General features: G+C 68.3%; 27 protein-coding genes and 3 pseudogenes. 14 read left to right on the forward strand and 16 right to left on the reverse strand.

Going from position 1 to position 25,837, the window contains the following annotated elements:
• The first annotated feature begins 9 nt into the window (after positions 1-9).
• The 3 genes from OH768_RS00890 (at position 10) to OH768_RS00900 (ending at position 2,079) form a co-directional block, all read left to right on the forward strand.
• On the forward strand, positions 10-861 hold the full coding sequence (locus tag OH768_RS00890) for a helix-turn-helix domain-containing protein (protein WP_406448959.1): 852 nt from the start codon (positions 10-12) through the stop codon (positions 859-861).
• 17 nt (positions 862-878) lie between these two features.
• The gene (gene cyaB / locus OH768_RS00895; RefSeq protein WP_406448961.1) at positions 879-1,436 is read left to right on the forward strand and encodes a class IV adenylate cyclase; all 558 of its coding nucleotides are present in this window, start codon (positions 879-881) and stop codon (positions 1,434-1,436) included.
• A gap of 97 nt (positions 1,437-1,533) precedes the next feature.
• Positions 1,534-2,079 (forward strand): hypothetical protein, encoded by a 546-nt coding sequence (locus OH768_RS00900; RefSeq protein ID WP_406448963.1) that lies wholly within the window; start codon positions 1,534-1,536, stop codon positions 2,077-2,079.
• A gap of 154 nt (positions 2,080-2,233) precedes the next feature.
• Here the strand turns inward: OH768_RS00900 and OH768_RS00905 are convergent, their stop codons facing one another.
• The 8 genes from OH768_RS00905 to OH768_RS00940 all read right to left on the reverse strand — a co-directional run bounded on the left by OH768_RS00905 (position 2,234) and on the right by OH768_RS00940 (position 6,634).
• Positions 2,234-2,821 (reverse strand): hypothetical protein, encoded by a 588-nt coding sequence (locus tag OH768_RS00905; protein WP_406448965.1) that lies wholly within the window; start codon positions 2,819-2,821, stop codon positions 2,234-2,236.
• 34 nt (positions 2,822-2,855) lie between these two features.
• Entirely contained in the window at positions 2,856-3,563 is a 708-nt protein-coding gene (locus tag OH768_RS00910; RefSeq protein WP_406448967.1) for a hypothetical protein, read from the reverse strand.
• Positions 3,560-4,405 (reverse strand): hypothetical protein, encoded by an 846-nt coding sequence (locus OH768_RS00915; protein WP_406448969.1) that lies wholly within the window; start codon positions 4,403-4,405, stop codon positions 3,560-3,562. Before OH768_RS00915 ends, OH768_RS00910 begins: the two co-directional genes overlap by 4 nt.
• 100 nt (positions 4,406-4,505) lie before the next feature.
• Entirely contained in the window at positions 4,506-4,775 is a 270-nt protein-coding gene (locus OH768_RS00920; RefSeq protein WP_406448971.1) for a hypothetical protein, read from the reverse strand.
• Positions 4,775-5,098 carry a hypothetical protein gene (locus OH768_RS00925; protein ID WP_406448973.1) on the reverse strand — a complete coding sequence of 108 codons (324 nt, stop codon included), beginning with the start codon at positions 5,096-5,098 and terminating at the stop codon, positions 4,775-4,777. Before OH768_RS00925 ends, OH768_RS00920 begins: the two co-directional genes overlap by 1 nt.
• Positions 5,099-5,100: 2 nt before the next feature.
• Entirely contained in the window at positions 5,101-5,271 is a 171-nt protein-coding gene (locus OH768_RS00930; protein WP_406448975.1) for a hypothetical protein, read from the reverse strand.
• Entirely contained in the window at positions 5,268-5,474 is a 207-nt protein-coding gene (locus tag OH768_RS00935; protein ID WP_406448977.1) for a hypothetical protein, read from the reverse strand. The genes OH768_RS00930 and OH768_RS00935 overlap by 4 nt, the downstream gene beginning before the upstream one ends.
• Positions 5,471-6,634, reverse strand: coding sequence for an NlpC/P60 family protein (locus OH768_RS00940; RefSeq protein WP_406448979.1), 1,164 nt, complete (start codon positions 6,632-6,634; stop codon positions 5,471-5,473). The genes OH768_RS00935 and OH768_RS00940 overlap by 4 nt, the downstream gene beginning before the upstream one ends.
• Before the next feature lie 304 nt (positions 6,635-6,938).
• Here OH768_RS00940 and OH768_RS00945 point away from each other — a divergent pair, with 304 nt between their 5' ends.
• The 4 genes from OH768_RS00945 (at position 6,939) to OH768_RS00960 (ending at position 10,858) form a co-directional block, all read left to right on the forward strand.
• Positions 6,939-7,136, forward strand: coding sequence for a hypothetical protein (locus tag OH768_RS00945; RefSeq protein ID WP_406448981.1), 198 nt, complete (start codon positions 6,939-6,941; stop codon positions 7,134-7,136).
• A gap of 100 nt (positions 7,137-7,236) precedes the next feature.
• Positions 7,237-9,519 (forward strand): phage/plasmid primase, P4 family, encoded by a 2,283-nt coding sequence (locus OH768_RS00950; RefSeq protein WP_406448983.1) that lies wholly within the window; start codon positions 7,237-7,239, stop codon positions 9,517-9,519.
• 249 nt (positions 9,520-9,768) lie between these two features.
• Positions 9,769-10,548, forward strand: coding sequence for a hypothetical protein (locus OH768_RS00955; protein WP_406448985.1), 780 nt, complete (start codon positions 9,769-9,771; stop codon positions 10,546-10,548).
• Positions 10,517-10,858, forward strand: coding sequence for a hypothetical protein (locus OH768_RS00960; RefSeq protein WP_406448987.1), 342 nt, complete (start codon positions 10,517-10,519; stop codon positions 10,856-10,858). Before OH768_RS00955 ends, OH768_RS00960 begins: the two co-directional genes overlap by 32 nt.
• A gap of 414 nt (positions 10,859-11,272) precedes the next feature.
• Here OH768_RS00960 and OH768_RS00965 read toward each other — a convergent pair whose 3' ends face one another.
• Entirely contained in the window at positions 11,273-12,154 is an 882-nt protein-coding gene (locus OH768_RS00965; RefSeq protein WP_406448989.1) for a GyrI-like domain-containing protein, read from the reverse strand.
• Positions 12,155-12,322: 168 nt separating this feature from the next.
• Between OH768_RS00965 and OH768_RS00970 the strand changes: the two genes are divergently transcribed.
• Together OH768_RS00970 and OH768_RS00975 are read left to right on the forward strand one after the other, a co-directional pair.
• On the forward strand, positions 12,323-13,438 hold the full coding sequence (locus OH768_RS00970; RefSeq protein ID WP_406448991.1) for a serine hydrolase domain-containing protein: 1,116 nt from the start codon (positions 12,323-12,325) through the stop codon (positions 13,436-13,438).
• Positions 13,439-13,738: 300 nt separating this feature from the next.
• The gene (locus OH768_RS00975; RefSeq protein WP_406448993.1) at positions 13,739-15,361 is read left to right on the forward strand and encodes a cellulose binding domain-containing protein; all 1,623 of its coding nucleotides are present in this window, start codon (positions 13,739-13,741) and stop codon (positions 15,359-15,361) included.
• Positions 15,362-15,521: 160 nt separating this feature from the next.
• On the opposite strand, the gene OH768_RS00980 is transcribed toward OH768_RS00975, so the two are convergent.
• The 3 genes and pseudogenes from OH768_RS00980 to OH768_RS00990 all read right to left on the reverse strand — a co-directional run.
• Positions 15,522-16,526, reverse strand: coding sequence for a chitinase (locus OH768_RS00980; protein WP_406448995.1), 1,005 nt, complete (start codon positions 16,524-16,526; stop codon positions 15,522-15,524).
• 484 nt (positions 16,527-17,010) lie between these two features.
• Complete coding sequence (locus tag OH768_RS00985) at positions 17,011-17,565, reverse strand: GNAT family N-acetyltransferase (RefSeq protein WP_406448997.1); 555 nt, start codon at positions 17,563-17,565, stop codon at positions 17,011-17,013.
• 108 nt (positions 17,566-17,673) lie between these two features.
• Positions 17,674-17,832: pseudogene (locus OH768_RS00990) on the reverse strand (dihydrodipicolinate reductase); the annotation flags it as partial.
• Positions 17,833-17,884: 52 nt separating this feature from the next.
• On the opposite strand from OH768_RS00990, the gene OH768_RS00995 reads away from it, so the two are divergent.
• Positions 17,885-18,262, forward strand: coding sequence for a hypothetical protein (locus tag OH768_RS00995; protein ID WP_406448999.1), 378 nt, complete (start codon positions 17,885-17,887; stop codon positions 18,260-18,262).
• Between the two features lie 199 nt (positions 18,263-18,461).
• Here OH768_RS00995 and OH768_RS01000 read toward each other — a convergent pair whose 3' ends face one another.
• From OH768_RS01000 to OH768_RS01010, 3 genes and pseudogenes are all read right to left on the reverse strand, one after another.
• Positions 18,462-19,049 carry a phosphatase PAP2 family protein gene (locus OH768_RS01000; RefSeq protein WP_406449001.1) on the reverse strand — a complete coding sequence of 196 codons (588 nt, stop codon included), beginning with the start codon at positions 19,047-19,049 and terminating at the stop codon, positions 18,462-18,464.
• Positions 19,042-20,451 (reverse strand): diacylglycerol/lipid kinase family protein, encoded by a 1,410-nt coding sequence (locus tag OH768_RS01005; RefSeq protein ID WP_406449003.1) that lies wholly within the window; start codon positions 20,449-20,451, stop codon positions 19,042-19,044. Before OH768_RS01005 ends, OH768_RS01000 begins: the two co-directional genes overlap by 8 nt.
• Positions 20,452-20,839: 388 nt before the next feature.
• Positions 20,840-21,055 (reverse strand): annotated as a pseudogene (locus OH768_RS01010) (thioredoxin family protein); the annotation flags it as partial.
• 226 nt (positions 21,056-21,281) lie between these two features.
• Here OH768_RS01010 and OH768_RS01015 point away from each other — a divergent pair.
• From OH768_RS01015 to OH768_RS01025, 3 genes and pseudogenes are all read left to right on the forward strand, one after another.
• Positions 21,282-21,512: pseudogene (locus tag OH768_RS01015) on the forward strand (serine/threonine protein kinase); the annotation flags it as partial.
• A 424-nt stretch (positions 21,513-21,936) separates the two neighbouring features.
• On the forward strand, positions 21,937-22,755 hold the full coding sequence (locus OH768_RS01020; protein WP_406449005.1) for a lectin: 819 nt from the start codon (positions 21,937-21,939) through the stop codon (positions 22,753-22,755).
• A 147-nt stretch (positions 22,756-22,902) separates the two neighbouring features.
• Positions 22,903-23,979 carry a glycoside hydrolase family 19 protein gene (locus OH768_RS01025; protein ID WP_406465090.1) on the forward strand — a complete coding sequence of 359 codons (1,077 nt, stop codon included), beginning with the start codon at positions 22,903-22,905 and terminating at the stop codon, positions 23,977-23,979.
• A gap of 95 nt (positions 23,980-24,074) precedes the next feature.
• On the opposite strand, the gene OH768_RS01030 is transcribed toward OH768_RS01025, so the two are convergent.
• Positions 24,075-24,572: a pyridoxamine 5'-phosphate oxidase family protein gene (locus tag OH768_RS01030; protein ID WP_406449007.1), complete on the reverse strand. Its 498-nt coding sequence runs from the start codon at positions 24,570-24,572 to the stop codon at positions 24,075-24,077.
• 313 nt (positions 24,573-24,885) lie between these two features.
• Here OH768_RS01030 and OH768_RS01035 point away from each other — a divergent pair, with 313 nt between their 5' ends.
• Entirely contained in the window at positions 24,886-25,827 is a 942-nt protein-coding gene (locus OH768_RS01035; RefSeq protein ID WP_406449008.1) for a serine protein kinase RIO, read from the forward strand.
• The last annotated feature ends 10 nt before the right edge of the window (positions 25,828-25,837 follow it).

Below are 25,837 nucleotides of genomic sequence, written 5' to 3' on the forward strand. Positions count from 1 at the left end.
GGGGTGACCATGACGACCGCGACGACGCCGATCGAACTGCCCGACTGGGCATGGGAGAAGGCGGAGATGCGCGAGGCCCTGCGCGCCCGGGACATCGGCCGCGTCTTCCGCTGCGTCCAGCAGTACGGGGGTGCCAGTCAGGGCCGGATCGGAACGGCCGTCGGCATGTCGCAGGCCCGGGTGTCCGAGATCCTGCACGGGCGCCGGGAGGTGGCGCGGCTGGATGTGATCGAGCGCATCGCTGACGGGCTGCGGATGCCGGACGACGCACGCCACCTGATGGGGTTGGCGGCCAGCCGGGAGAAGCGCTCCGGCGGACCGGCGTTCGACCTCGCGGCGTTCCCCGAAGTCGTCCGCGTCTACGCCTCCCAGCACTCGGCCGCAGAGGAGATCCAGGAGCACGCCCGCAGCGCGAAGGAACTGGACGTCCTCGCTGTGCGCGGGCTCGGTCTGATCGGCCTCAACGACTCGCTCCTGAGGGCCCATCTGACGCGCGAACAGCCCCCCGGTGGCCCACGGGTCCGGGTTCTGCTCCTGGACCCGGACAGCCCCGCCCTGGCCCGCCGTGCGGCCGAAATCGGGGAGTCGGCCGAGTCCCTCGCCTCGGGTGTCCGGCTCGCTGAGGCGCGGCTGAGGGAGCTGGCCGACGCGTGCGCGATCGAGGTCTACCGGTACGCCATGCTGCCTACCTGGCGGCTGATCCGTACCGACGCCACCATGTTCGTCAGCGCCTTCGACGCCGGGTGGGAGGGGCACGAGTCGGCCACGTACAAGATCATGGAAACACCTCACGGGCCCTTGTACCGGGGGTTCCGCAGGATGTTCGATGCGATTACCGACGGCGCACAGCGCACGGTCTGACGAGAGAGGAACGGCCTGTGATCGAGGCGGAGTTGAAGGCCCGGGTGCACGCGCCGGAGGCGGTCATGCGGCAGTTGGACGAACGCGCCACGGCCCGCGTCGAGATCTACCAGGACAGCTATTACGACCGGCCGGACGGCTCGCTCACGAAGGCCGACCAAGAGCTTCGGGTGCGGACCGTCCATGGACCCGACGGCGTGCGGTCGCTCCTCACGTTCAAGGGCGCGACGGTGGACGAGGAGTCGGGCTCCAAGCCGGAGCATGAGACCCGCGTCGCGGACTCCGAGGCGGCGCACGCGATCCTGCGGGGTCTCGGGTACGTCCCGGTGATCGCGTTCTCGAAGCGGTGCCGGAACTACGACTTCGAGGCCCGGGGGCGGCGCATGCTCGCGACCCTGGTCCGGGTGCCGGAGATCGACGGGACGTTCCTGGAAGTCGAGACCATGGCTGACGAGGACGACGTCACGGCCGCCCTGGACGACGTCCGCGCGGTCCTGGCCGAACTCGGCATCGCCCCGGACGATCTCACCCGGGAGCTGTACACGGACGCGGTGGCCGCGCAGCGCCGGACGTGACAGCTCGCCCCACGAGCCGGCGAGCACACCCACCTCACGCGCACCACCTTCGTTGATCTGCCTCACAGCCGGTCCCGGGACCTCCACAATCCCGTGCATGAACATCGCTTCCGCTGATCCGTCATGGTGGGCCGACTGGCTCAAGTTCACGCCCGGCTGGCTCGCGTTTGTGGTGACGCTGATCACCGGTATCCGCAAGTCTCTGAACCGTTTTCACCGGAAAGCTCTTGGGGCCGATGACGACAAACTGCGTGAGCAACTGACGTCAACGCGAGGGCTGTTTGAGGAGATCACGACCCGGGGAGGCTTGACGTCTTCCTGGTTCCTCGACGCCGAACGCAGGGAAACCGCTCGGCGGTTGCGTGAACTAGCGGAGCGGCGTGACGACAAACGTCTTAAGGCCGCTCTGTCGAAGGTCGCTGATGCCTGGGACTGGGCGTTCGCCGCCGCGCCACCGGACCGCTGGTGGCAGTCCATTGATCTTGGCGGTCATCCGACAACCCCGGAGGAGCGTGCCGAGGAGGCGGCAGACCAGAAGAGATGCGGCCAACAGGTCGAGGTCGCCCGAAGCGGGCTAGAAGAGGTAGCCACGGCTCGCGATCGGCTGAACAAGTTGGAACGCCGCAACATCGGACGATCGTGACGGACCCCTGGCCGGATCATGGCCAGACGCCTCCTGGACGAGATCAACTCCCGTCCTGGTCCCGGACGTCCGGCCGTCGCCACAGGGGCCCACAGCCCGCCACTGCGTGCGAGGCTGACCCACCTCGCCAAGCGCGTTGGCGTGCCCTTCTGAACTACTGGGAGAGTTCCCGGTTCGCGCCCCGGGTTACGCGACTGACGACCGGCTCGAAGACCGCCGTCGCGCGCATGACCTTGACCAACTCGTCGTAAGCCTCGTCAGCCTTGGCTGAAAGCTTCTCGACGTTCGGCCAAGCCTTGGTCGTCTCACGTACCGCCTCGGCGCGTTCCTCCTCCTCGTGCCCAGGGCCGGTGCGCTTGTTCCAGCGCTGCCACTGGACAAACTCCACTAGCCAGTCGCGCCAAGCTTCAAACGCCGCCTGGTGCGCGGCCTTCATCGCGGAGGACCCGTACAGCTCAAGGTTCGCCATGATCTTGGCGACGTCGGCTTCATCGAATACCGACTTCAAGGCGAGGAATATGTCGATCTCTGGATCTGGGCTGCGCATCACCTCGGTCCTCTTCGAGGCGAGTGCTCGCTCATGCTTCAGGGACTCTTCGATGACCGCGACCTGACGTTCCCACAGCTTGTGGTCGCGCTCGCGGGAGCGAGTTGCGCGCTGAACCGCTCCGGCCACCAGAGTCGTCGTCAGCGAACCGAAGCCGGTGCCGATGAGCGTGGCCACGACGGGTGTGATTTGCATAGCGGCAGAGCATAAGCCTGGGGCGGGGCTTCGGTCAGCTTCCGTTGACCTTGCTCAGCGCGGCCTTGGCTTCGGCGAGACGACGGCCGCCGGTCGCGCGTGAGACCCCGAGGAGTTCGGCCGCCCGCTTCGCCGACAACGTCTCACCGGCCGTGAGACGGGTGATCAGCTGTCTCACGTCTGTCTCACCCGGCGCCGCTGAGACGGCCGGAGACGGCGCGGTGTGAGTCGGCTGAGACGGCACCACGGACAGCGCGCGCCGCGTCTCACGGGGGCGCGTCTCACGGACCGACCGAGACGGTTCACTCGTCTCGGAGCGCACGGAGTGAGACGCGGCGACATGCATGAGATGGCCCAGGACCAGAGGCGGGACACAGCTCACTGAGACGACCAGCCAGACCGGCGCGGGGTCGGCCGACCAGTACCCGGTGACGAACAGGTGTGAGACGGGCTGAGCCGCCATGGCCGCACCCAGTGAGACGAACGCCCCCACGACGGCCGTGAGATGGCCCTGAGCACCCTTCGCCCGGCGGGTCGCCACCGTGGCGGCGATGCCCGCGTACGCGATGAGACAGACCGGCATCCCCCAGGCCAGCCGGTGATCCCACCCGGCGATCACCGCGAGCTGGTGCTCACCGGGCGCACACATGACCATGACGACGATCGCGACCACCGGCCAGCCGCCCCGGGGCAGCCAGTCGACCCAACCGGGGACCCGGGCCTGAACGTTGCGGATGTTCATCGTGTCTCCCTGACGAGACGCCTCAAGTAGCTGCTGCTGGGCACCCGCTGGCCCTCACGTTCGAGCTGCCGGGCGAGGGCGGCGGCGTCCCGAACCCCCATGTCGATCAGCTCCCGTGCGCGCTGTGAAGGCGGGGTGTGAGCGGTTCCGTCCCCCTCGTGAACGCAGAGGTCAGCGGTTCCGTGAGGGACGGAACCCGGTTCGTGAACGTGCAGGTCAGCGAGGGTGCGGAACTCAGGGATCCCTACTGTCTGTCCGTGTGTTCCGCTGCCCGTGCCGGTCATGCGGGCGTCACGGGTGCGCTCGGCCTCGCGCCGCTTCGTGATCTTCTCGGCTTCCTCGGCCGCCTTGAGTCTGGCGGCCTCGGCGTCCAACTCGTGGAGCGCCGGGGCAAGTTCGTCGTGGTAACCGATCCAGAGATCAACCCGATCACTCCGGTCTGTCCGGTCCACGAAGATCACAGAGCCGCCCCACTTACGGTGCGTCTTGATCATTCCGAGGGCGATCGTCTCCGCGTCCACCTCGAAGTGGTGGATACCGTCGAGTCCCATCGTCCGGGCCCGCACCAGACCGAGCGCGGTCGCCAGGTGCATGGCCTTGTCCTCGACGTCGCCAAAGGTCAACTTGCCGAGCAGGCGGAAACGCAGCACGACGCCGTACTCCCATGCCGAGGCCGCGCCGAGCACCAGTCCGGACAGGCCACGGGCCGAAACGATCTCGGCCCAGCGCTCGGGGTCGCCGACCCGTTGGGCCAGCCGGTTGTGTTCGTGGCTGACCTCGGGCTTGGGCGGGAAAAAGCTGCCGATGAACTGGTCAGCACGGGCCAGTAGTCTTCCGATCATGGATACAGCTCCTTCGTAGCTGTGTTCCTAGGCGCCTTGCCCCGGCTGTCATCCGGTGCAGGGCGCCGCTTAGTTGTGGATCAAGCTCGCCGGCTCGTGATCACGAGATCCGCCATCTCGTGGGCCGACCGGCCGACGCGAGACCCTGCGGTCCCGGGTCGCGCTCCACCCGTGCCCTTTCGGTGAGGTGCGCCAGGGCGCTGGACGCGTCGGCACGGTCGGCGATCTTGGTTCCCTGCTGGATCATGTCGAGATCGGCCCAGGGGTCGAGCCCCGAATCCCGGCGGTGACGCAGGTACGCCGTCACCCGCACGGCCAACGGCTGGGCGGACAGGGGGCGTTCGGCCCTGGTCTCGTACACGCGGGACATCACTGCCACCCCGCCGCAATGATGTGGTCGGCTATCAATGCCCTTGTCTCTTCCGGGAGTTGGCGCACGACCTCACCGAATGAACGGGTGTCGGCCGCCGTCGCGCCGTGCCGGGCGGCGAGGTCGACGATCGCGGCGAGCCGGTCGGCGCGCAGCCGCTCGCGAACGAGGTCGGCGAAGGGGATGTCCATGATCGGCGGCTGGCACCGGGCGGCCAGCTCGGCGAGGAGGGCGCGGCCCTCGGGACGGCTGACCAGTTCGGCGAGGCCGTCACCGACGACGGCCGACCGCTGCGCCCGGCTGAGGTCGGGAAGATCGCTCATGATCAGCTCTCCGGTTCCGGCTCGGCGATGCACGTCCCGAGGGCGGGGTCGAAGATCATGCCGTTCGGGCACTCCAGCTCGGTGGCTGCGGTGAACTGCTGGACGCCGCGAGGGTCGCGGACCGGCTTCGGCGGCGCCTCGCCCGGCTGATGGGGCTTGTACTGCTTGCTCATGATCCGTTCCTCCGTTGCTTCCAGGGCTTCGCATGCCCCGGACCTCGTCGCGGGACGGCACCGGTGCCGCTCTGGGGCCGCGTACGGGCACGGTGCGGGGAGTTGGCCGCCGGAGCGCTGTCCGGCCCGGAGACGGCCATCTGGTCGACCTCGCGGGCGAGTGCCGCCATGATCCGGTCCCGGTCTTCCTGACGGCGCGTCATGACAGGTCCGCCCTCAGCGAGTCGATCATCCGGTCCAGCTTCCTGACGTACTGCTCCTGGCCGCCCGCCCGTACGGCGCGGTCGCGGCGCTGGGTGAACACCGTGATCTGACGGCTTGTGCACTCGTCGTCGGTGCAGGCGTCCGGGGCCGCCAACGCGGAGGCCGTGACGGCGGCGTGCGGAGCCGTCACGGCCGCTGTGAGGGCCTTCCGGGTGAGCCGGATACCGAACGACCAGAGGTGAGTTCCGAGGGGCGCATACGCCACTCCACCGGGCGCCGCATGGAGCACCCGGCCGCCGCCTGCGTAGAGGGCGATGTGCCCGGAGCCGGTGGCGGGGAGGTTCACGAGGAGATCACCAGGGACGGCGTCCTTCGGCATGATCTTCTCGCGGCACGCCAGCATCGCGGACTGGGTGACCGGCACGTCGACACCACCCGCGTTGCGGTAGGCCCAACTGATCAAGCCCATGCAATCGAACTCGGCCGGACCGCGCGCCCCGAGGACGTACGGGGCGCCGAGCTTCAACTCTGCGAGACGAAGCGCGTCGGTGCGCATCTTCACGTCGGCGACTTCTCCGGCTGCGACCCTGGCGGCTTCCTCGGCCTCGCGCTTCATGGTCCGGCCGACGGCTGCCAGGGAGGCCCATGCCTGCCGGTCACGGTCACACGGTTCCTGACCCTGGAACAGGATCTTGTAAGCGGCATCGTCGTGCGGCGGTGCGCCCACGGCCTGACGGGCGAAGGTCCATGCCGAGCACCAGCGGCAGACGCCCTCTTCGGGCTTCATGGCCGCCGCGAGGATCGACGGCCGCCCGAACACCGCGACCGCGTCCGGGTCGGCGTGCGGCGCCTTGTCCTGATTCATGAGCGACATGTTGTTGTCCCCGCGCCGCTCCACAACCTTGACCGACGTATCCGGCTGCTGCTCGTAGTGGCGGGCGAACGGCCAAAAGGTGTCGATCACCTTGAGCGCCAGCGCCTCGCGCCCTTCCGGGTGCCGGGCCATTGCCTCGTCATGGCGCTGCTTCGCCAGGGCGACGACCTCGGACACGGGGATGCGGCTGCCGCGTTCACCGGCCGACGCGGTGAGCGTTCCGGACCTGATCCAGTTCCGGACGGCGGGCTCGCTGACACCGAGGGAGGCCGCTGCCTCGGTCACCGAAAAAGTCGCATCCATATGTTTCTGCCAATCAAAAGATTAGGGAAGGATGACCCCTTTCGAAAGCAGTGTGCCACAATTCGGAAAGGGCGACGGCCCGGCGGTGACCTCCGACCGGGCCGTTTCCCTCTTAACTCGTATTGGCAATACTTATCGCTACTTATCTATTGCCATGCCGGCTCGTGATTGGTGCCCTGCGGCTCTGGCTTTCGGGGATTCAGTCAAGGCAGAATTGGAGCAGAAGGAAGCGCGGAACGGAGCGAGGAGCCGGAAGCGCATCTCACGAGATGCCCGGAGGCTCCGAATGGCCCGCAAGCCGTACAACATGTCAGCCGCTGCGCGAGAGGCGCGAGCCCTGGGCGGCATTGCCTCGGCGACTTCCCCCACCAACCTGATCACGCGCATCGAGCGAGCGAAGGCCAATCTCACGCCTGCCCACATCGAGCGTCTCCGCGCCCTGCTCGCCTCCGCGACTCCGAAGAGCGACACGGACGATTCCTGACACACGAAAGCCCCTGGGGGCTCAAGCCAGGGGCTTTCGTACGACGTCCCGGATAGGCGCCGGAGGGATCATTCAGTGCAACTCTGGAGGAGTTGACTCCATGATAGACGAGCACCGCACCTTTCTGAACGCGGCGGCGATCACGGACGACGTGATCGAGGAATACGGCATCCGGTCGATCACCGGGCCGGACGAGATCCCAGACGAGATCTTTGCCACCTGGTCCGGCTTCCTTGGTGAGGCAGAGAAAGGAATCCTGTTCCCAGGGTGGACGAAGCTGGACGGTACGAAGGTGGTGCAGTACCGGCCGGACGTCCCGATCGAGACGCCGGACGGTAAGCGGCACAAGTACGTGTTCCCCAAGGATTGCGGCCCGGTGCTGTGGCGCCTGAGGGAACCGAAGAACGGCAATCCGGACCTGTTCGTCGAGGGCACCAAGCAGGGTCTCGCCCTGGCCTCGCACGTGCCCGAGGGCCACGGCGTGATCGTCATGGCCGGTTGCTGGTCGTGGAGCGGTGCTGATCTGTCGTGGGCCGACGGCCGCGAGATGGTCGTGTTTCTCGATGCCGACCTGTCCAGTAACCGGGACGTGTGGGACGCGGCCGACCGGCTGAAGGAATCGCTGGCCGACAACGGGGCCGATCCGGTCCGGTTCGCGCGCGCCGCTGAAGCACGAGCGAAGGAAGGCATTGACGACGTCTTGGGCCGCAAGACGAGCGGCCGGACCGCTTACCTGGCCCGGCTGATCAAGAGGGCTAGGGAGAAGCTGCCTGCCGCGCCCCGCCGCCGGGCACCCGGGTTCTTCGACGCGAACGGCCTGCTGGTCAAGGACTTGGCCGATGCGGTCCTGAATCAGTGTCCGGCCGCCCTGACGCACGAGGGTGTGATCGCCCTCTACCGGAACGGGGTGTACGAGACAGACCACGAGACCTTCGTGTCCAAGGTCGCGAACCTGCTCGGCAACGATCACCGAAGCACCTACCTGGAGTCGGTCCGGCAACAGGCCGTGGCCCGCCTCCGTGACGAGCACCGGCTCATCCCGGCGCACGCTGACGAGCCGGTGCTCAACTGCGCGAACGGTCTGCTCGACTTGCGCACTGGAGAGCTGAGGCCGCACACCCCCGAGTACCTGAGCACCAATCAGATCCCTGTCGAATGGCACGAGGACGCCACCTGCCCGCACTACGCGGAGTGGCTGGAGCAGATGTGCCCCGGTCAGGTTGACGACCTTGAGGAGACGTTCTCGGCGATGCTCGATCCCTCGTGCTCACCGCTGAAGAACCCGTTCCTGTACGGTCCGACCCGGTCAGGCAAGTCGACCATGCTGCGGATCGCCATGGCCGTTGTCGGCTCCGGGAATTTCTCGGCCGTCAAGCTGCACGAGTTGTGCGTGAACCGCTTCAAGGCGGCCGAGGTGTACGGCCGGATGCTGAATGCCGGATCCGACCTGTCGGGTCAGGATGTCAAGGATCTGTCCGTCTTCCGGATGCTGACCGGTGCGGATCCCGTATCGGCCGAGCGCAAGCACCAGACGCCGTTCACGTTCACCAACCGGGCCCTCTTCGCATTCTCCGCGAACGACCTTCCGCAGGTGAGTGAAAGCCATGACGCCTACTTCGCGAGGATCAAGCCGTTCCGCTTCGGGACATCCTTCCTCGGGCACGAGGATCAGGAGATAGAGCGAAAGATCATGACAGAGCTTCCCGGGATCCTGGTCCGGCTGGTGTCGGCCTGGCAGCGGCGCAATGTGCGCGGAACTTACCTGCCGACTCCGAAGGACGTACAGAACGAGTTTGAGACCAACTCGAACCGCCTACGGCTGTTCATGGCGGAGGAACTGGAAGCCATCCCAGCGAAGACGGACAGCGAGTGCCTGGGCGGAATGAGCCTCGTATCGGTCTGGAATCACTTCGAGACGTGGGCCGAGGCCCAGAAAGTGGGCGGGCTCGGCCGGAACAAGTTCGGAGCGTGGCTGAGGACCGTCCCGGGAGTGACCGAGGTCCGGATCACCAAGGACGGTCGGCGCGGGTTCAACGTCCGGCTGAAGCCGTTGAACCCATCCGCCCCGAAGAAAACAGAGGCCCCAGCGGACAACGGATCCGGCAACTCCGGCAGTTCTTCTCAACTATTGGGGCACCGCGCGCGGGGGGAGACGGAACAGGGTTTGGAGAAAAAACCCATGAGCCAATGTGTCGCGGAAACTGCCGGAGTTGCCGGACGACCCCCGAGCCCGAACGGCTCCGGACCGGCCGATGCCATCCCCGAATGGGCACCGGGCCATTACGAGAAAGGCAGCACGGTCCGCTGCCTCGGAAAGACCTACCGCACGAAGTCGGACACATTCTTCGCGCCCACGTACGACGGATGGACGGAACAGCCATGACCACACAACCGGCTCCGCCGGACCATGCCGCCGGATGCTTCCGCGCCGGGTTCTGCGTGTTCCCCGAGGACCCTCCGGCCTACTGCACCCGTTGGTGCAGGACCCGCGATTCGATCATGTGCAGCGGCTGCGGTCGGCCCTGCGCCGACTGCCGTGAAGGCTGCGCCGAGAACATCCCCGCTGCGGTCCTGGCCGCCTGAATCCGTGACCATGTACACGCCATTCCGTCTGACGCTGGAAGGTTGAACAATGGCACTCAAGAAACCGTCGGTGATCGCCGAAGAGCAGGAACGCTGCTACGTGCTGGCCGTGATCAGGGGACTGCCGTACCGCAAGGTCGCGGAGATCACCGGGTTGAGCCACGACACCGTGATGCACCGGGTGCGCGACGAGACCGAGGCCCGCGCCCGGGGTGACGCCGTGGATCAGTTGCGCCAGCACGCTGCCGATCAGTTGAACGACCGGCGCGGCCGGATGTACGCGATCATGGCGGCGCGTCACCCGCTGGTCCAGAACGGCAAGATCGTCAAGGATGACGACGGGGAGCCCCTGTACGACGACGGTCCGGTGATCCGTGCCAGCGCCGAGATTCACAAGATCGATGAGCGGTGGGCGAAGCTCTTCGCCCTTGATTCGCCGACCCCGGCGGAAGCCGCGCTCATTGGACGTGCCGAGGTGGAATCGCAGCTCATCGCGACCGCCTTGTCAGACGTGATCAAGGGCGTGGTGACGGCCGCCGACGTCGATGCCGCGTTCGCGTCGAAGCTCACCGAATACGCGTACACGCTGGCCGAGCACGCGCTGATCCGTGCCGACGGCTCCGACCCCGGCCCGGTGCCGGAGCCGCCGAAGCCTCAACTGGCTCTGCCCCGGGGCTCTGACGGCTCCTCAGGAAAGATCGATGACGAGGGCGGACCGAGCGCACCGCACCCCCGGAGCCGCGACTCTGCGACCACGATTCTGGCGCAGGTCGACCGCATCCTGATGGAGGACGACGATGACGAGGACGAAGAAGACGATCAAGGCTGAGCTACGAGCCGAGCGCGGCAAGGAGCACCCGGACGAAGGTCATTTGTCCGAGCTGATGTCCGAGCTGGAGCGTGCACGCGGGGGCCGTCCCCGGCGTTCTCGGGCGAGAATCTCACCCGAGATTTCTGCCGACCCCGGCGGGAGGATCCGTTCTGACGAAGTCGATCAGGACACCGAGGCGATCAAGAGCTGGCCGCCCGCGCTCCGGGCGCGGCTGCGCGGTACGAACCGGATCATCGACGGGCGGCCCGAAGATCCCGGCGGGCACGGGGCGCGGAACGACGCCCTGCGCTGGTCGCCCTGGCGCTGATGCGGCGTGGCTTTGCACGCGAGTTGCACCGGTGAAGCGATGGATACTTATTCAGCGCTCTGACCTGCACAAACGTGCCTAAGAATCCAAGGCCCAAAACCGCAGGACTACCTCGGTCGTACCGATACCGAACGCGACGAGGGCAAGGGCCAGAAGGGCCAGTGGCATGGGACGCGAATACCTTTCACGGGCTGCGGTCTGTGTGCGGATGCGGGGGGAAGAAAGGCAGGACCGTGATGCGTCCACTTCGCCCTGTTTCTGTAGCCTGTCGCCTCGGCCGCCGTTGCCCGATGCGCCCCTGGGGGGCAGCAAGAGTCTACGAGCGCTCTGGGCGCCGCTCGCCCAGCCGTGAGGTCGAAGTCAGGACGCGCCCCTGCCGAGCTGGAGCATCCCCGCCCGTCCGCAGACCGATGTTCACGCGCCGGCGTCGCCGCTGCTCCGCTCGATCGGGATCCACAGCTGGGAGTGGGTCTCTTCGCCGGTCTCCACCGGCCGCGTCCGCAGGAGTTCCGGACCTGGCCTGCTCGTGTACGGGTTCGAGGGGAACCACTGTGTGAACACGTCGCGCCACAGTGCCTGGAGCGCGCTCGGATAGGGCCCGTCGTTGTCGAAGACCGCCCAGGTCCCGGCGGGCACGTCGAGGGCGTCGAGTTCCTCGACGGCGGCCTCCGGGCCGGTGACCGCGCCGATCCAGTAGTCGGCCTCGGCCCCCTCCTCCCGACTGTCCGTCAGATACACCGCTGCCGACACGATCCCCTCAGGCTCCCGGTCGGCCAGCTCCTTCATCCGTACGACCGCCCGCTCGTCCAGACTCTCCAGGTGCGCCGCGGCGGCCGAGTTGACCCCCTCGTGCACCAGCGGGACCCGCGCCTTCCTGCCGACGATCCGAAACGCCTCCTTCTCCACGATCCGGTAGCGCATCGTCGTACTCCCTTCGACGACGACGCGGAAGGACATGCGCGGCTGTGCCGTGAGCAGTGCGCCCGTGCGCCGGGCCTCGCCCGGACCGATGCCGTGCACCGACCGGAACGCCCGGGCGAACGCCTCACCCGAGCCGTAGCCGTAGCGCACCGCGACATCGAGCAGCGTGTCCTGCCCGGCCAGCACCTCGGCCGCGGCGAGCGTCATCCGCCGGCGCCGCACGTAGACCGGGAGCGGCATCCCGGCGAGGGCGGAGAACAACCGGCGGAAGTGGTACTCCGACACCGCGGCGATCCGGGCCGCCTCGGCCACGTCGACCTCCCGGTCGAGGCAGGTCTCCAGGTGGTCCAGCGCCTGGTTCAGCCGCTCCAGCACGTGTATCCGTCCCTCTTCCGGCCGGGTGGTCCCGGGCCGTAGGACCCGCTGCCGATACGGCCGACCGGGCCGTCTTCAGGTCTAGGTGATTTCTTTGCGCCCCGCCCGACAGAAGCCGTGCGGGAATTGTCGGGCGGGTGGCCTCGGCGTTGCCTGAGGCTGGCGCACATGACTGATGTTAAAGGGCTGTGCGAGCCACGGTTCGCCGCAGTCGAGGCGGCCCTCGCGGCTTCGCTCGGCAAGGACGATGTGGGCGCCTCCGTCGCCGTCTACCTCGACGGCGAGCCGGTGGTCGACCTGTGGGGCGGGTACGCCGACGCGGACCGCACTGTCGGCTGGGAGCGCGACACCCTCGCGGGCGTGAACTCGACGACCAAGAACATGACCGCCTTGTGCGCGCTCGTCCTGGCCGACCAGGGCCGGCTCGATCTGTCCGCGCCGGTCGCCGCCTACTGGCCCGAGTTCGCCGCGGCGGGCAAGGAGCGTCTGCTGGTACGGCATGTGCTGTCCCATACCGCGGGGCTGCCGGACCTGTCCGGGCCGACGGCGGTCGAGGACCTCTACGACTGGCAGAGCGTGACGGCAGGGCTGGCCGCGCAGACCCCCGAGTGGGAACCGGGAACCGCCGCCGGCTACCACGGGCTCACCTTCGGGTACCTGATCGGTGAGATCGTCCGCCGCATCACCGGCCGTCTGCTCGGCGATTTCTTCGCGGAGGAAGTGGCCGAGCCGCTGGGCGCGGACTTCCACATCGGGCTCTGTGCCGACGACGACCGCCGCGTCGCAGCGCTCATCCCGCCGCCGTCACGGACCGACGAGTACACCGCCGACGCACCGACCGGACCGGACGGCACACGTCGGGAGTACGACGGTGTCGCCGTCCGGGTCAGGGATGCCAACTCCGTCGCCTGGCGCCGTGCGCAGATCCCCGCGGTGAACGGCTTCGGCAACGCTCGGTCCGTCGCCCTCGTCCAGTCGGTACTGGCGAACCGGGGTACCGCCGGGGGCGTACGACTGCTGTCCCCCCAGGGCTGCGAGCCCGCGTGGCAGGAGGTGTTCCGCGGCGAGGACCGGGTGCTGCGGACCTCGATGTCCTGGACCGCTGGCTTCGGCAAGTTCGGCAATACCTTCGGCTGGGGCGGATGGGGCGGCTCTCTGGTCGCGAGCGACCCTGACGCACGTATGACGGTGGCCTACGTGATGAACCAGATGCTCGACCGGGAGCAGCAGGAGGACAGTCGCGGCATGGAGATCATCATGGCCGCCTACAGCGGACTGCGGTGACAACCCGCAGCAACTCGCGCCCCCGAGGCCGGAATTGGTCTAGACGAATCTTTCCCAGATCTCTTGACGCAGGCCGACACGGACAGCCACGCTTCGTACCGCAGGCAGATGTAAGGAAAGTTTCCGATTAACTTCACGACTCGCCGTTCGACGGATTTCCCCTGCCTCACCCCGCCCTGATCACGTCGCACGGCTCCTCCCCACCCGCGCCTCTCCACCGTGCGACGGGCATGCAGGGCACCGCAATCCGCGTACCGGCGCGACGCCGTGCGCGGCCTCGCCCCACGGAGGAGCAACCGCATGAGACGTGCGTCGCTGCGCGCCGCATTGACCGCCGCCCTGATGGTCGGCGGCATGGCCACGACCGCCGCCCCGGCCGCCCACGCGGCCGACAACACCGGTCTGATCGCCTCCTTCGGCATCACCTCCACCTGGGGTGCCGGATTCGAGGGCGGCTACACGGTCACCAACAAGTCCACCCACACGGTCACTTCGTGGACCATCACGTTCACCCTGCCCGCCACCGAGGCCGTCACCAGTTCGTGGAACGGCACGGTCACCCACAACGGGACGCAGTACACGATCACCTCCCCCACCTGGGAGGCCCCGCTCGCCCCCGGTGACTCCGCGCCCGTCGTCGGCATGGACTTCAGCTACACCGGCTCGGTCGTCCCGCCGAGCGCCTGCCTGATCAACAACGGCCCCTGCGCCGGCGTCCCCGCCGACACCGTCGCACCCTCGACCCCCACCGGCCTCGCCGTCCGGGCCACCGGCTCCGGCAGCGTGACGCTGGGCTGGAACGCCTCGACCGACAACGTCGGCGTGGTCGGCTACCGGGTCTACGAGGGCAGCGCCGTCATCGCCACCACCTCCGGCACAGGCACCACCTTCACGGTGATCGGCCTGCTCCCAGGCAGCAGTCACAGCTTCTCGGTGACCGCCCTCGACGACTCCAACAACCAGTCGGCGCACTCCGCGACACTCACCGCGACCGCGGGCAGTGGCACAACTCCTGGCGTGGCGGCTCCCTTCATCGACCTCGGGGCCTACCCGACGCCGAACCTCACGCAGATCGCCACGAACACCGGGCTGCGGCAGTTCTCGCTCGGCTTCATCACCGCGGGGTCGACCGGCTGCAGCGCCAACTGGTTCAACTCCTTCGACCCGGGCGCGGCCTGGGACCGGGCGGACTTCGACTCGCTGCGCGCGATGGGCGGTGACGTACGGCCGTCCTTCGGTGGCGCGTCGGGCACCGAACTGGCCCTCGCCTGCACCAGCACAACGGCGCTCCAGGCGCAGTACCAGAAGGTCGTGGACGCCTACGCCCTGGACCGCGTGGACTTCGACATCGAGGGCGCCGCGGCGGTCGACCACGCCTCGATCGACCGGCGCTCGACGGCCGTCGCCGCCGTCCAGGCCGCGCAGCGCGCCAAGGGCCGCGACCTCAAGGTCACGCTCACCCTCCCGGTCCTGCCCAGCGGTCTCACTGCCGACGGCGTCTACATCCTCAACTCCGCCAAGTCGCACAACCTGAACGTCGACACCGTCAACCTGATGGCCATGGACTACGGCGACAGCGCCGCGCCCAGCCCGTCCGGGAAGATGGGCACATACGCCATCCAGGCCGCGACCTCGACCCGCGCCCAGATCGCCTCGGTGTGGCCCAACCTCACCACCGCCCAGAGCTGGGCGATGGTCGGCCTCACCCCGATGCTCGGCCAGAACGACACCGCCAGTGAGGTGTTCACGGTCGCCGACGCACAGCAGGTGCTCACCTTCGCCCGCCAGAACCACTTGGGCGAGCTGGGCTTCTGGGACGTCACCCGCGACGGGAACGCCTGCACCGGTGCCCTGAGCCAGTGCACGAACATCCCGCAGACCCCGTACCAGTTCTCCAAACTGCTCGCGACCTACGCGGGCTGAGCCCCCGAGGTCTCCTGCGCCCCCATCGGCGCCTTGCGTTCGGACCGCTGAAGAGACGCTCAGTACACGGTCCGTCCGATGTGCTGAGCGCCGTCTTCATTCATCCACCGGGGCCGCTGTGCGCCGCACTCCGCTGCCCCCAGGGATCGCCTGCGCTGGGTCAGCGGAGCGTGCGGGTGAACTGGTATGCGCTCTGCGAGGTGCCGCTGCAGGTGTCGGACAGCTGACCATTGGTGGCGCAGGCCTTATCCCGGCCCAGCGACCAGAAGGACAGTTCCTGGATGCCCTTGCTGGCTGCGAAGTTGGCGAGTGTGGTGGCGTTGGCGGTGGTGAACACCTCGGCCGTGGTGTCGTTCACGCCGATCATGGGGGTGTTCCCCTCCATGGCCCACAGCTGCGCGGAACTCTTGGTCGTCCAGATCCGGCCCAGTTGGTCGTGCAGGGCGGTCGCCGCGCCGGTGGCCGCCTTGCCCATGTCCATGGCCGGACCGTAGTCCATGGTCATGATGTTGACCAGATTGACCGTCAGGGCGTTGCTCTTGGCGTTGTTCAGCAGGTTGATCGAGTTCTGCTCCAGGCCGGTCGGATCGACCGGGAGGGTGTACTGGACGTCAAGCCGGCGCCCCGCTGTCGCGTACTCGCTCTGCAACTGTGCCAGGGCCTTGTTCCGCCGGTCGTTGGCAGCCGTGTTGTTGAGGGTCGAGCCCTCGATGTCGAGGTCGACGCGGGTGAGGTTGAGGCTGTCGATAACCCGCTTGTACTGGGCCTTGAGAGACGACACCGAGGTACAGGCGACGCCCAGTTCGGTGCCGGAGGCGCCGCCGAAGGAGGCGATGACGTCGCCGCCGGCCGCCCTCGTGGAGTTGATGGCGGCGGTCCAGGAGGAGTCGGTGATGGACGTGTCGCCGTTGAACGTCGCGTTGCAGCCGCTTCCGGCGATGACGAAGGCGAGCGTGAAGTACTTCTGGCCGGTGGCATTGCGCGCGTTGGCGAGGGCGGACGGGGAGTTCCAGGTCTCGGCGTACGGTGCCGAGTACCGGGCGGGGAAGCCGGGCCCGGGGTTCGCCGCTGTCGGGGCGGCGGATGCCGAGGGGGCGACGACGGCTGCCACCGCCGCACCGACGGTCACGGCAACGGCCAGTGTGTAGCGGCTCGTTCGACGCATGAGTCCTCCAAGACGCAGCGCACCCAGTGCGCTGGTGGGGGGTAGAGGAAACTACAGCTGTTCATGTCCATGAACATTTTCCGTTCACGTGAACAGCCTGAAGCCATTAAGGCCTAGACCAATACGTCCGTCAATCCCCGCGGCACCAACAGGCGGTCGCTACGCCCTTGTGCAGGCGGCCAGTTGGAGAAGTCAGTTCGTCGCGGAAGCGGAAGAGGAGAGGACATACCGCGGCCCCGAGGCGATCGAAGCACTCGGGGCCGCGTCTGCGCGTTGCGGGAATGGAGGGCGGTCGCCTACGCGGCGATGCGCTCTGCGGGGCTTCAGCCGGACGATCGTCCCCGCAGGCAATAGGTGAGGCCCGGGGACACTGTCCCCTCCACTCCCACGTTCCTTCCAACCACACCGCCCCACCGTGCATTCCCGGGCAACAGGGCGGGACATGGTCGGCGACGACTGGAGTCGGCGTCGGGCACGCCTGCGGTCAGGTACCGGTCCTGTTCTTCGGGTCCGGCTTCCATTCGTCGGCCAGGAGCCCGAGGAGCACCTCGTCGACGAACTCCCCCATCACCCAGGCCGCCGAACGCAGCACCCCCTCGCGGACGAAGCCGTTGCGCTCGGCGGAGCGCAGCATCGCGTCGTTGTCCGGCAGCGTCTCGATCTGCAGCCGGTGCAGGCCGCGAACGACGAAGCCGTAGTGACACAGCACCGCGACCACGTCGGTGCCATAGCCCTTGCCACGGGCGGAGGGCAACAGCCCGAGGCCGATGTGCGCGGTCCGGTTGTGGTCGTCGATGCCCCACAGCACCGCGCTGCCGATCAAAGTGCCGGAGTCCAAGTCCACCACGGAGAAAGGTGCATGCCCCCGCTCCTTGTCGTCCACCGCGAACTGCGAGTCCTTGGAGCCGGGCGAGATCGGCCGCCACGGCCGACCATTGGCCCGCGCCTGGGTGGCCACGTCGTCGTAGAGCTCCGAGTGCAGGATCGGGATGTCGTCCTCGTGCCGGGCCCTGAGCCCGACCTTGTCACCCTTCAGCATGCGAGATTCCTATCCGAGCGCGACGACCTGCGGCAAACGGTTATACGGCCTCGTCGACGAGCGGTTCAGGGGGCGGCGAGGTCAAAGTCGGCGGGCGGCGGCGCGGCGGTCGAGTGGATGCCCCGTGCCCTTCAAGTGGCTTACAGAGTCCCTCTGTTCGTACGTCGCGTAGTCGAGGATCCCCTGGCAGCGGACGACGTCGTTGTCGTACCCGAGCCCGCTGACCAGCAACGGCAGAACGTCATGGCCACAGCCGGGGTCGACCCCCAATGGGCATCGCTTCCTGATTCGCGAGTCGTTCGACGCGTATCGTCCGGACATGGACACCACCGCTTCACCGCGCGTCCTCGTCATCGGGCTTGATCCGTATCGGGTGCCCGGGCCGTGGGATCCTGAGCCGGTAGCCAGGGCGATCGAGTCGGGGCTGGCCAAGTTCGCCGAACACGGCGTGGGCGCGGAGACCTGTCTGATCGGCCTCGATGAAAGTGACGACGTTGAAGTGGTCGTCGGGAGTGCGCTGCGAGCTCATCCGTGGGAGTGCGTCACCGTCGGTGGTGGCCTGCGGCACTCGGACGGTCAAGTCGAACTCCTTGAGCTCATCATCAACCTGATTCGGCGGCACGCACCCGCTGCGGCCATCGCGTTCAACAGTGCCCCGGACACCACCTACGAGGCCGCTGCCCGTTGGATCGAGTGACGCCAGCACACTGCGTGCCTGTGTCGCCTCCCGGCCCGTCGCCGGAGCGTAAGGTCGCCAGTCGAGAAGCCACGTCGGAGCCGTGCTGCCCGCCGCTCCTCCCGTGTCGGCATCACGTGTGCGGACACGGTCTCGCGGCATGAGAGGCGAGCTCGTCACGGCGGTACCACGGGCGGTCAGCGGGCCGAAGAGCCACAGGTCAGCCGCCCGAACCGTCCCAGTGCGCGGCCGCAGCGAGGACGGCGGCGGCCGCGCCCGTTCCGAGTACGGCGCCGGCGACGACGTCGCCCGGGTAGTGCACCCCGGTGTGGACGCGCGAGTAGCCCACGGCACAGGCCAGCAGTCCGAGAGGGACCGTGACGGCCGGGAACGCGGGGCCGACAGCCGCGGCGAAAGCGACGGCGGAGGCGGTGTGACCGGAGGGGAACGAGGCGGATGCCGGCATGGGGACGTGCCGACCGGGGAACGGCGAGTCCTCGGCACGGTGCGGGCGTGGCCGCCGTACAAGACGCTTGCCGAGCAGATTGGCCGTGGTGGACGCGACGCCGATCGCCGCTACGCCGAGCACCGCGGCGCGGCGGGAGCGGCCGGGGCGCAGGGCCAGGGCAGCCGCGATCAGGAGAGAGACCTTGGAGTGATCGGCCGCGGCGGACAGCCGGCGCAGCGCCGAGTCCAGTGCCGGTGTGCTGGTGACCGTCACGGCCTCGTAGAGCGCCTGGTCGAGGCTGGCGAGATCGCGCAACAGGCCCTGCGGTACTCGTTGTTGCCGAGTCCGACGCTCAATCATCGCTCTGCTCCTGGTTCTTGTCGCGTGGGGAGGTTGCTCGGTCGTGGCTCTCGCGTGCGTGGGGCGACAGGTCGAAGGCGAGGCGCATGACGCGGTACCAGTCGACGGTCGGTGCGACGTACGGTGCCCCGGGACGTTCCCGTGGCACGCGGACCCGCAGGGCGCCGGGCCGTATCGTGCACACGACGGGCGGAGGCAGGACGAGTGCCTCGCCGTCCACGGCCACCGGGATGGTCTCCTCGTCGGACTCCACGACGACGCTACGGGACGTCAGGGTCGTGATGCCGCTGGCCCGCTCCCCCAACAGCGCCAGTTCGGCGGCCTGTACGGCGCCCCCGACCCGGACCGCGATCACGCCGAGAGCGCCCGTGTCGAGCCGTTCCCTGCGGCCACCGGTCAGGGGGTCGGCCCGTGCGTAGGGGTTGTTGCTGACCAGCACCGCCTGTGGGGCTTCCAACCGCTCTTCGTCGGTTCGGGCACTGAGTTCGGCGCCCGCCTCGCCCGCCAGCAGGTCCGGCAACTGGTCGAGCGCGGTGACCGCCTTGGCGTCGCGGTACTCGGGGTTCTGCACGATGTGTGCGTACGTACCGAACGAGGCGGTGTTGACGAACGGCCGGCCGGAGATGTCTCCCAGGTCGACGCGGAGTTCCACCCCGTCCGAGAGCGCCTCGAGGCTGCTCACCGGATCGTCCCGGTCCAGACCGAGGTCCATGGCGAAGTGGTTGCGGGTGCCTGCCGTCACGACCATGAACGGCAGACCGTGTTCGGCGGCCACTCCCGCCACCAGGGCCTGGGTGCCGTCGCCGCCGGCCACACCGAGCAGATCCGCTCCTTCGGCGACAGCCTGCCGGGCCAGTGCCACCGGATCCGGATCCGTGTCGAGGTCGAGCAGGATCACCCGCGCGCCGAGTGCCTCGGCCCGTTCCACGAGTCCGTACCGCCCGACCTTCCCGCCGCCCGACTTCGGATTCATGATCAGCACGGCCCGGCTGGGTGGGCGAACCGTGCGGGTGTGCATGCCGTGCGGCTTGCGCAGACGGCGCAGGGCACTGCGCGCGCAGCCGAGCGCGGCCGTCCACGCCGCGAGGGCGACCACCGCGACCACCCACAGGCCCGAGACGGCGTACAGCACCAGGACGCCGACAGGTGCGGCGATCGCCAGCGAGGCGCCGAGGAGTCGGGCGAATCCGCGGTGCGCCAACGCCCACCACAGGCCCGCGCCGGCCAGTCCGAGGCCCGCCAGGCCCAGCAACAGGATGAACACATGGCCGGTACCGGCCACCACCGCGGCCACCGCTCCGGCGATGCACAGCAGGGCGAGGCGGGCCAGGGCTCGCGCCGAGCCGAGGCCCGTGTCGGGTCCATGGCGTTCCGTCTCGCGCGTCGTTCCGGTCTCGTTCAATGTCGCTTCCCGGTCATGGCCGCGGCGGCCGCTCGCGATCGCGGCGGGTGCTCCGTCTGCCCGTCACTCCGGCGATTCCTGTCGGTGTCCATGGAACGTACGCGGTGTGTCCTGCCTCGCCCTCGACCGGGCGCGGTCGCCGGCACGGGTTCAAGCCAGGAAGCCGGTCGCGGTGGTGTGTCGGTCGGCTGATACCGCGAGTCCGACGTTTCCCGACCTCGTTGTGCTTCTCCGCCACCCCGTCTCCTCACACCCATCGGTGATCGACCGAGCCTCGACGACACCCATCGCAGAGTGGATCAAGGCTACAGGCCGGGGGGAGCCAACCCCGTCGGACACCGGATCCGATGCTCCGCCCTGCCGGATGCCCGTCGGCCGCAGCGGCCGCTCAGAGGTGGCCATCCAGGAACTTCCGTACCTCGGCGGTGGTCATGGGCACCGTGCCGTGTGCCACCGCCTCTCCCTCCTTCAGCAGGACGTAGGACGGGGCTCCGGTGATCCCGTATCGCTCGGTCGCGGCCGGGCAACGTGTGATGTCGGCGCGGATGGCCGTCAGGCGGTCTGTGTAGTCGTCGGCGATGCCACCTACGACGAGGTCCAAGAGTCCTCGCGCATGCAACCGCCGCACTGCGTGAGCGGTGTTGACCAACGGGGCTCGTGTGCTCCTTCGACCTGCGTGCGAAAGAGCGGAAGGAATCGAGGTAAAACGAGGTGTGCGCGATGACCAGCGCTCGTGCGCCTGCGTTGTCCGGAAGAGAAGCGGCCCGGACCGGGGGCCGGGAATTCGGGGTCGGCAACGAGCGACAGATCCGCGTCGGAATCGGGGGACGATGAGCGGCGTACTGATCCATGTGCCACAGGACCCGCCGCTGACGCTACGGCTCGGCGCGGGTGAGGTCGCCCGCTTCGGCCGGGGCTCGGAGACGGTCGCCGTGGAGTTGCGGCTCGACGATCCGGCGGTGTCGCGGCTGGCCGGGGAGATCCGGGTGAGCGAGGACCACTGGCTGTTGAGCAACCTCAGTGCCGCACAGAGCTATCTGGTGGAGAACCCGGAGGGCGCCATGTCCGTCTCCGTCCTGACCCGCGTCGCGGCGCTCGGCGTCTCCGCCGCCGCCATCGCGCTGCTGCCCGCCGCGACAGCCTCGGCGGCCGACGCAGTGAACACGTTCAAGAACCAGGCGACCAACCGCTGCATCGACGACAGCAGCGCCGGCTTCCGCACCTGGGCGTGCAACTCCGGTCAGAACCAGAGCTGGTTCTGACACCTGCCGACCCGTACGCATCCATCGAGTGCTCCGGCGCGGAGCGCTCCGATGAGGGAGGCACCACAGGCACAGCACCGGCAAAAGATGTCATGCACACACCTTGACCAGATTAGTCTAGACTTTTACTTTTGAGTGGTCAACTCACGTCGGCGCGGGCCCAGTTGAGACCTGCGCCCCCTTCCGCATGCGCCGAACCGCTCGAGAGGGCCCCGACACCCCCATGACCACTCGTCCCCGCCTCCCCCGCATCGCGTTACGCGGCGCCCCCGTCCTCGCCCTGCTGGCCCTGCTGATCGGTCTCGTCACCGCGGCACCGGCAGTCGCGGCGACCGGGGCGGTCACCGGTCTCGCCGGCAAGTGCCTCGACGTCGCCGGAGCGGCCTCCGCCGACGGCACACCGGTCCAGCTCTACGACTGCAACGGCACCGCCGCCCAACAGTGGACGGTCGGTACGGACAACACCGTCCGCGCGCTGGGCAAATGCCTGGATGTCACCGGCAGTTCGACCGCCGACGGCGCCAAGGTCCAGCTGTGGACCTGCACCGGCGGTGCGAACCAGCGCTGGACCGTCACCGCCGCGAACGACATCGTCAACCCGGCCGCGAACAAATGCCTCGACGTCTCCGACAACTCCTCCGCCAACGGGGCGCGCATCCAGATCTGGACCTGCACGGGTGGCGCCAACCAGAAGTGGAACGCCCCCGCGCAGCAGTCGGGAGAGCAGTGCTGGGCCACGCACTACGGCCCCCAGCCCGCCGGCGCCCTGACGGCCAGCGGCGAGGTCTTCGACAACAACGCGGACACGGCGGCCACCTCGCTCTCGCGTCAGCCCCAACTGCCTTTCGGTACAAGGGTCCAGGTCACCAATGTCGCCAACGGCCGCTCCCTGACCGTACGGATCAACGACCGCGGGACGTTCGCCCAGACCCCGCAGGAACCGAAGTGCCTTGATCTGACCGACGGCGCCTTCAGCCGCCTCGGCGGCGTTCTCGACCCGGACGCCGGACACATCGTCGTCACCCAGACGGTTCTGGGCTGACGCCTGCGGCACGCCCGGTCGTGTGCCGGCCGACGCGGGCCGATCGCCCTCGGCACCTCTCAACCACAGGAGTAAAGCCCCATGGTCACCCCCCACTCCGCACCAAGTCTCCGCAGACTCACGGCTCTGAGCAGACTGACGCTCGTCATGCTGCTCGCCGCGGCTCTGTCCGCTCTGTTCACCGTCTCCCCCGCCCGTGCGGCGGACGGCCGGATCACTGGTCTGGCCGGCAAGTGCGTCGACGTCGCCGGGGCGAACACCGCCAATGGGACCGCCGTACAGCTCTACGACTGCAACGGCACCAGTGCCCAGACCTGGTCCAACCCCGGTGACGGCACCCTGCGCGCGCTCGGCAAGTGTCTCGACGTGACCTCCGGCGGCACCGCGGACGGCACGACGGTCCAGCTCTACGACTGCAACGGCAGCGCCGCCCAGAAGTGGGCCGTCAGCTCGGCGAACGACATCGTCAACCCGCAGGCCAACAAGTGCCTGGACGTCACCGGCAACAACTCGGCCAACGGCACCCGGCTCCAGATCTGGACCTGCTCGGGCGGCGCCAACCAGAAGTGGAGCGCCCCCGCGAGCGGTGGCGGCACCACCCCGTCCGGCTTCGTCGTCAGTGAGGCCCAGTTCAACCAGATGTTCCCGAGCCGGAACGGCTTCTACACGTACCAGGGCCTGACCGCAGCCCTGTCCGCCTACCCCGGCTTCGCCAACACCGGATCCGACACGGTGAAGAAGCAGGAGGCCGCCGCCTTCCTCGCCAACGTCAGCCACGAGACCGGCGGACTGGTCTACGTCGTCGAGCAGAACACCGCCAACTACCCGACGTACTGCGACTGGAGCCAGTCCTACGGCTGCCCGGCCGGTCAGGCCGCCTACTACGGCCGCGGCCCCATCCAGCTGTCCTGGAACTTCAACTACAAGGCCGCGGGCGACGCGTTGGGCATCGACCTCCTCAACAACCCCTGGCTGGTGCAGAACGACTCGGCCGTCGCCTGGAAGACCGGCCTGTGGTACTGGAACACCCAGTCCGGCCCGGGCACGATGACCCCGCACAACGCCATGGTCAACGGCGCCGGTTTCGGCCAGACCATCCGTTCCATCAACGGCTCCCTGGAATGCGACGGGCGCAACCCAGCCCAGGTCCAGAGCCGCGTCGACGCCTACAACCGCTTCACCTCCATCCTCGGGGTCAGCCCCGGCAGCAACCTCTACTGCTGAAGCCCGTCCTCGAACACGCCTGGCGCTGGGGCCGGTTCATCCGTGAACCGGCCCCAGCTGCGCGCCTGCTCCGTCACAGGTGCATGAGCGGATGATCAGGACTGCTCGCGCTCCGCCCGCTGCTTGACCAACTCCTCGACCGCGCTCGGCAGGGTCGTCTCGAAGTCGATCAGCTTCGCCCATGTCGGAGTCACCACGATCCGGACCATGCCGTCGTAGAGCGAGCGGACCTCGGCCTCCCACTCGATCCGCTGCTCGGGTGTCATCTCGTACGAGCCGTTGATCTGGAGGTACTCCTCCGGGATGCCGTCCACGACATCCAGCTCGGCCCGGCCGCGGATCAGCAGGATCTTGGGCGGATGCACCTCGGTGTCGATCGTCAGCGCGACCGTCGGGTTCTCCCGCAGAGCCGGGAGCTTCGGGGCGTTCTTCGTCGTACACATGACGATCTCCGAACCGTTCCAGGTGAACGCGATCGGGACGTTCCGGGGCGTGCCGTCCTTTGCCACGTACGCCAGCCGGACCACGTCGCGTGCCAGCAGCTCCCGGCTGATCGGCCGGTCCAGAATCTCGGTGATCTCACTCGCTCGCATAACGGTCCTCCAGAGAAGTCGTCGCCATCTGCCCCAGGGACGGAGCCGGCACGGCATTCTCGACATCCACCAGCCCCCGAGTTCCCTCGGCCTCCCGTCCGCCTGCCCGACTGTCTCTCGCGGCCGGACGAGAAGGTTCTCGCTCGACTCGGGCCGGCTTTATTCGGTTGCCGCTCCCCGCGTCCGCCCTTCACCATGGGCGAGCCACCGGGAGCTGCCCGGTGCTCCACGAGAGGAGGCACGACCGTGACCACGACTGTCCTCGGCCTGCCCGCAGACCACCTCTCACTCACTTCATGGAGCACCTCCAGCGATGTCTCACGACGATCTCCCGCAGCACTCCCAACTCCCGTCGTTCCCTGACGACTTCAGCACCGGCGCCCACCGTTCCGTCCCGCCGCCGGACGGTCCGGGCGACATCGACGACCGGTTCGTCTTCGACTTCCGTGCCTACGACGACGACCTCGCCGAAGGCCGGCGCTGGTCGACCTGGCTCAGCGTCGAACCCCTGTCCCGCGGCCCCGAGCCGCTCCCGGAGTGGGTGGTGACCTCGCAGGGCGCGATCGACACCGAACTCGGCGTCCTCAAGACCGGCAAGGAGGCCGACGTCCACCTCGTCGAGCGTGCCGATCCGCTCGACCCCGACGCCGGCGTGGTGATGGCGGCCAAGCGGTACCGCTCTCCCGAACACCGGTCCTTCCACCGTGCCGCGTCCTACACCGAAGGCCGTTCGATGAAGCGCTCACGTGACGAGCGGGCCGTCAAACGCAAGAGCACCTTCGGCCGGCAGGTCGCGGCCGGCGAGTGGGCGGTCTCCGAGTGGGGCGCCCTGGTGCGGTTCTGGAACCTCGGGCTGCCGGTTCCCTACCCGGTCCAGATCGACGGCACCGAGATCCTGATGGAATGGATCACCGTCGTCGACGAGGACGGCACCGTCGGGACCGCGCCCCGGCTCGCCCAGACGCGACCCTCGCCCCAGCTGCTGGCGGCGTACTTCGAGCAGCTCACCGACGCGCTCGCGACCATGGTGCAGAACGGCCTCGTGCACGGTGACCTCTCGGCGTACAACATCCTGGCGGCGGGCGAGCGGCTGGTGATCATCGACCTGCCACAGATCGTCGATCTGGTCGGCAACCTCAACGGGATGACCTTCCTCCAGCGCGACTGCGCCAATATCTGCGGCTGGTTCCGCTCACGGGGCCTCGACGTCGACGAGCACGAGCTGTTCGCGGAACTGATGGCACACGCCTTCTGACCGAATCGGG

Source organism: Streptomyces sp. NBC_01622, assembly GCF_045209635.1.
GTDB lineage: Bacteria > Actinomycetota > Actinomycetes > Streptomycetales > Streptomycetaceae > Streptomyces.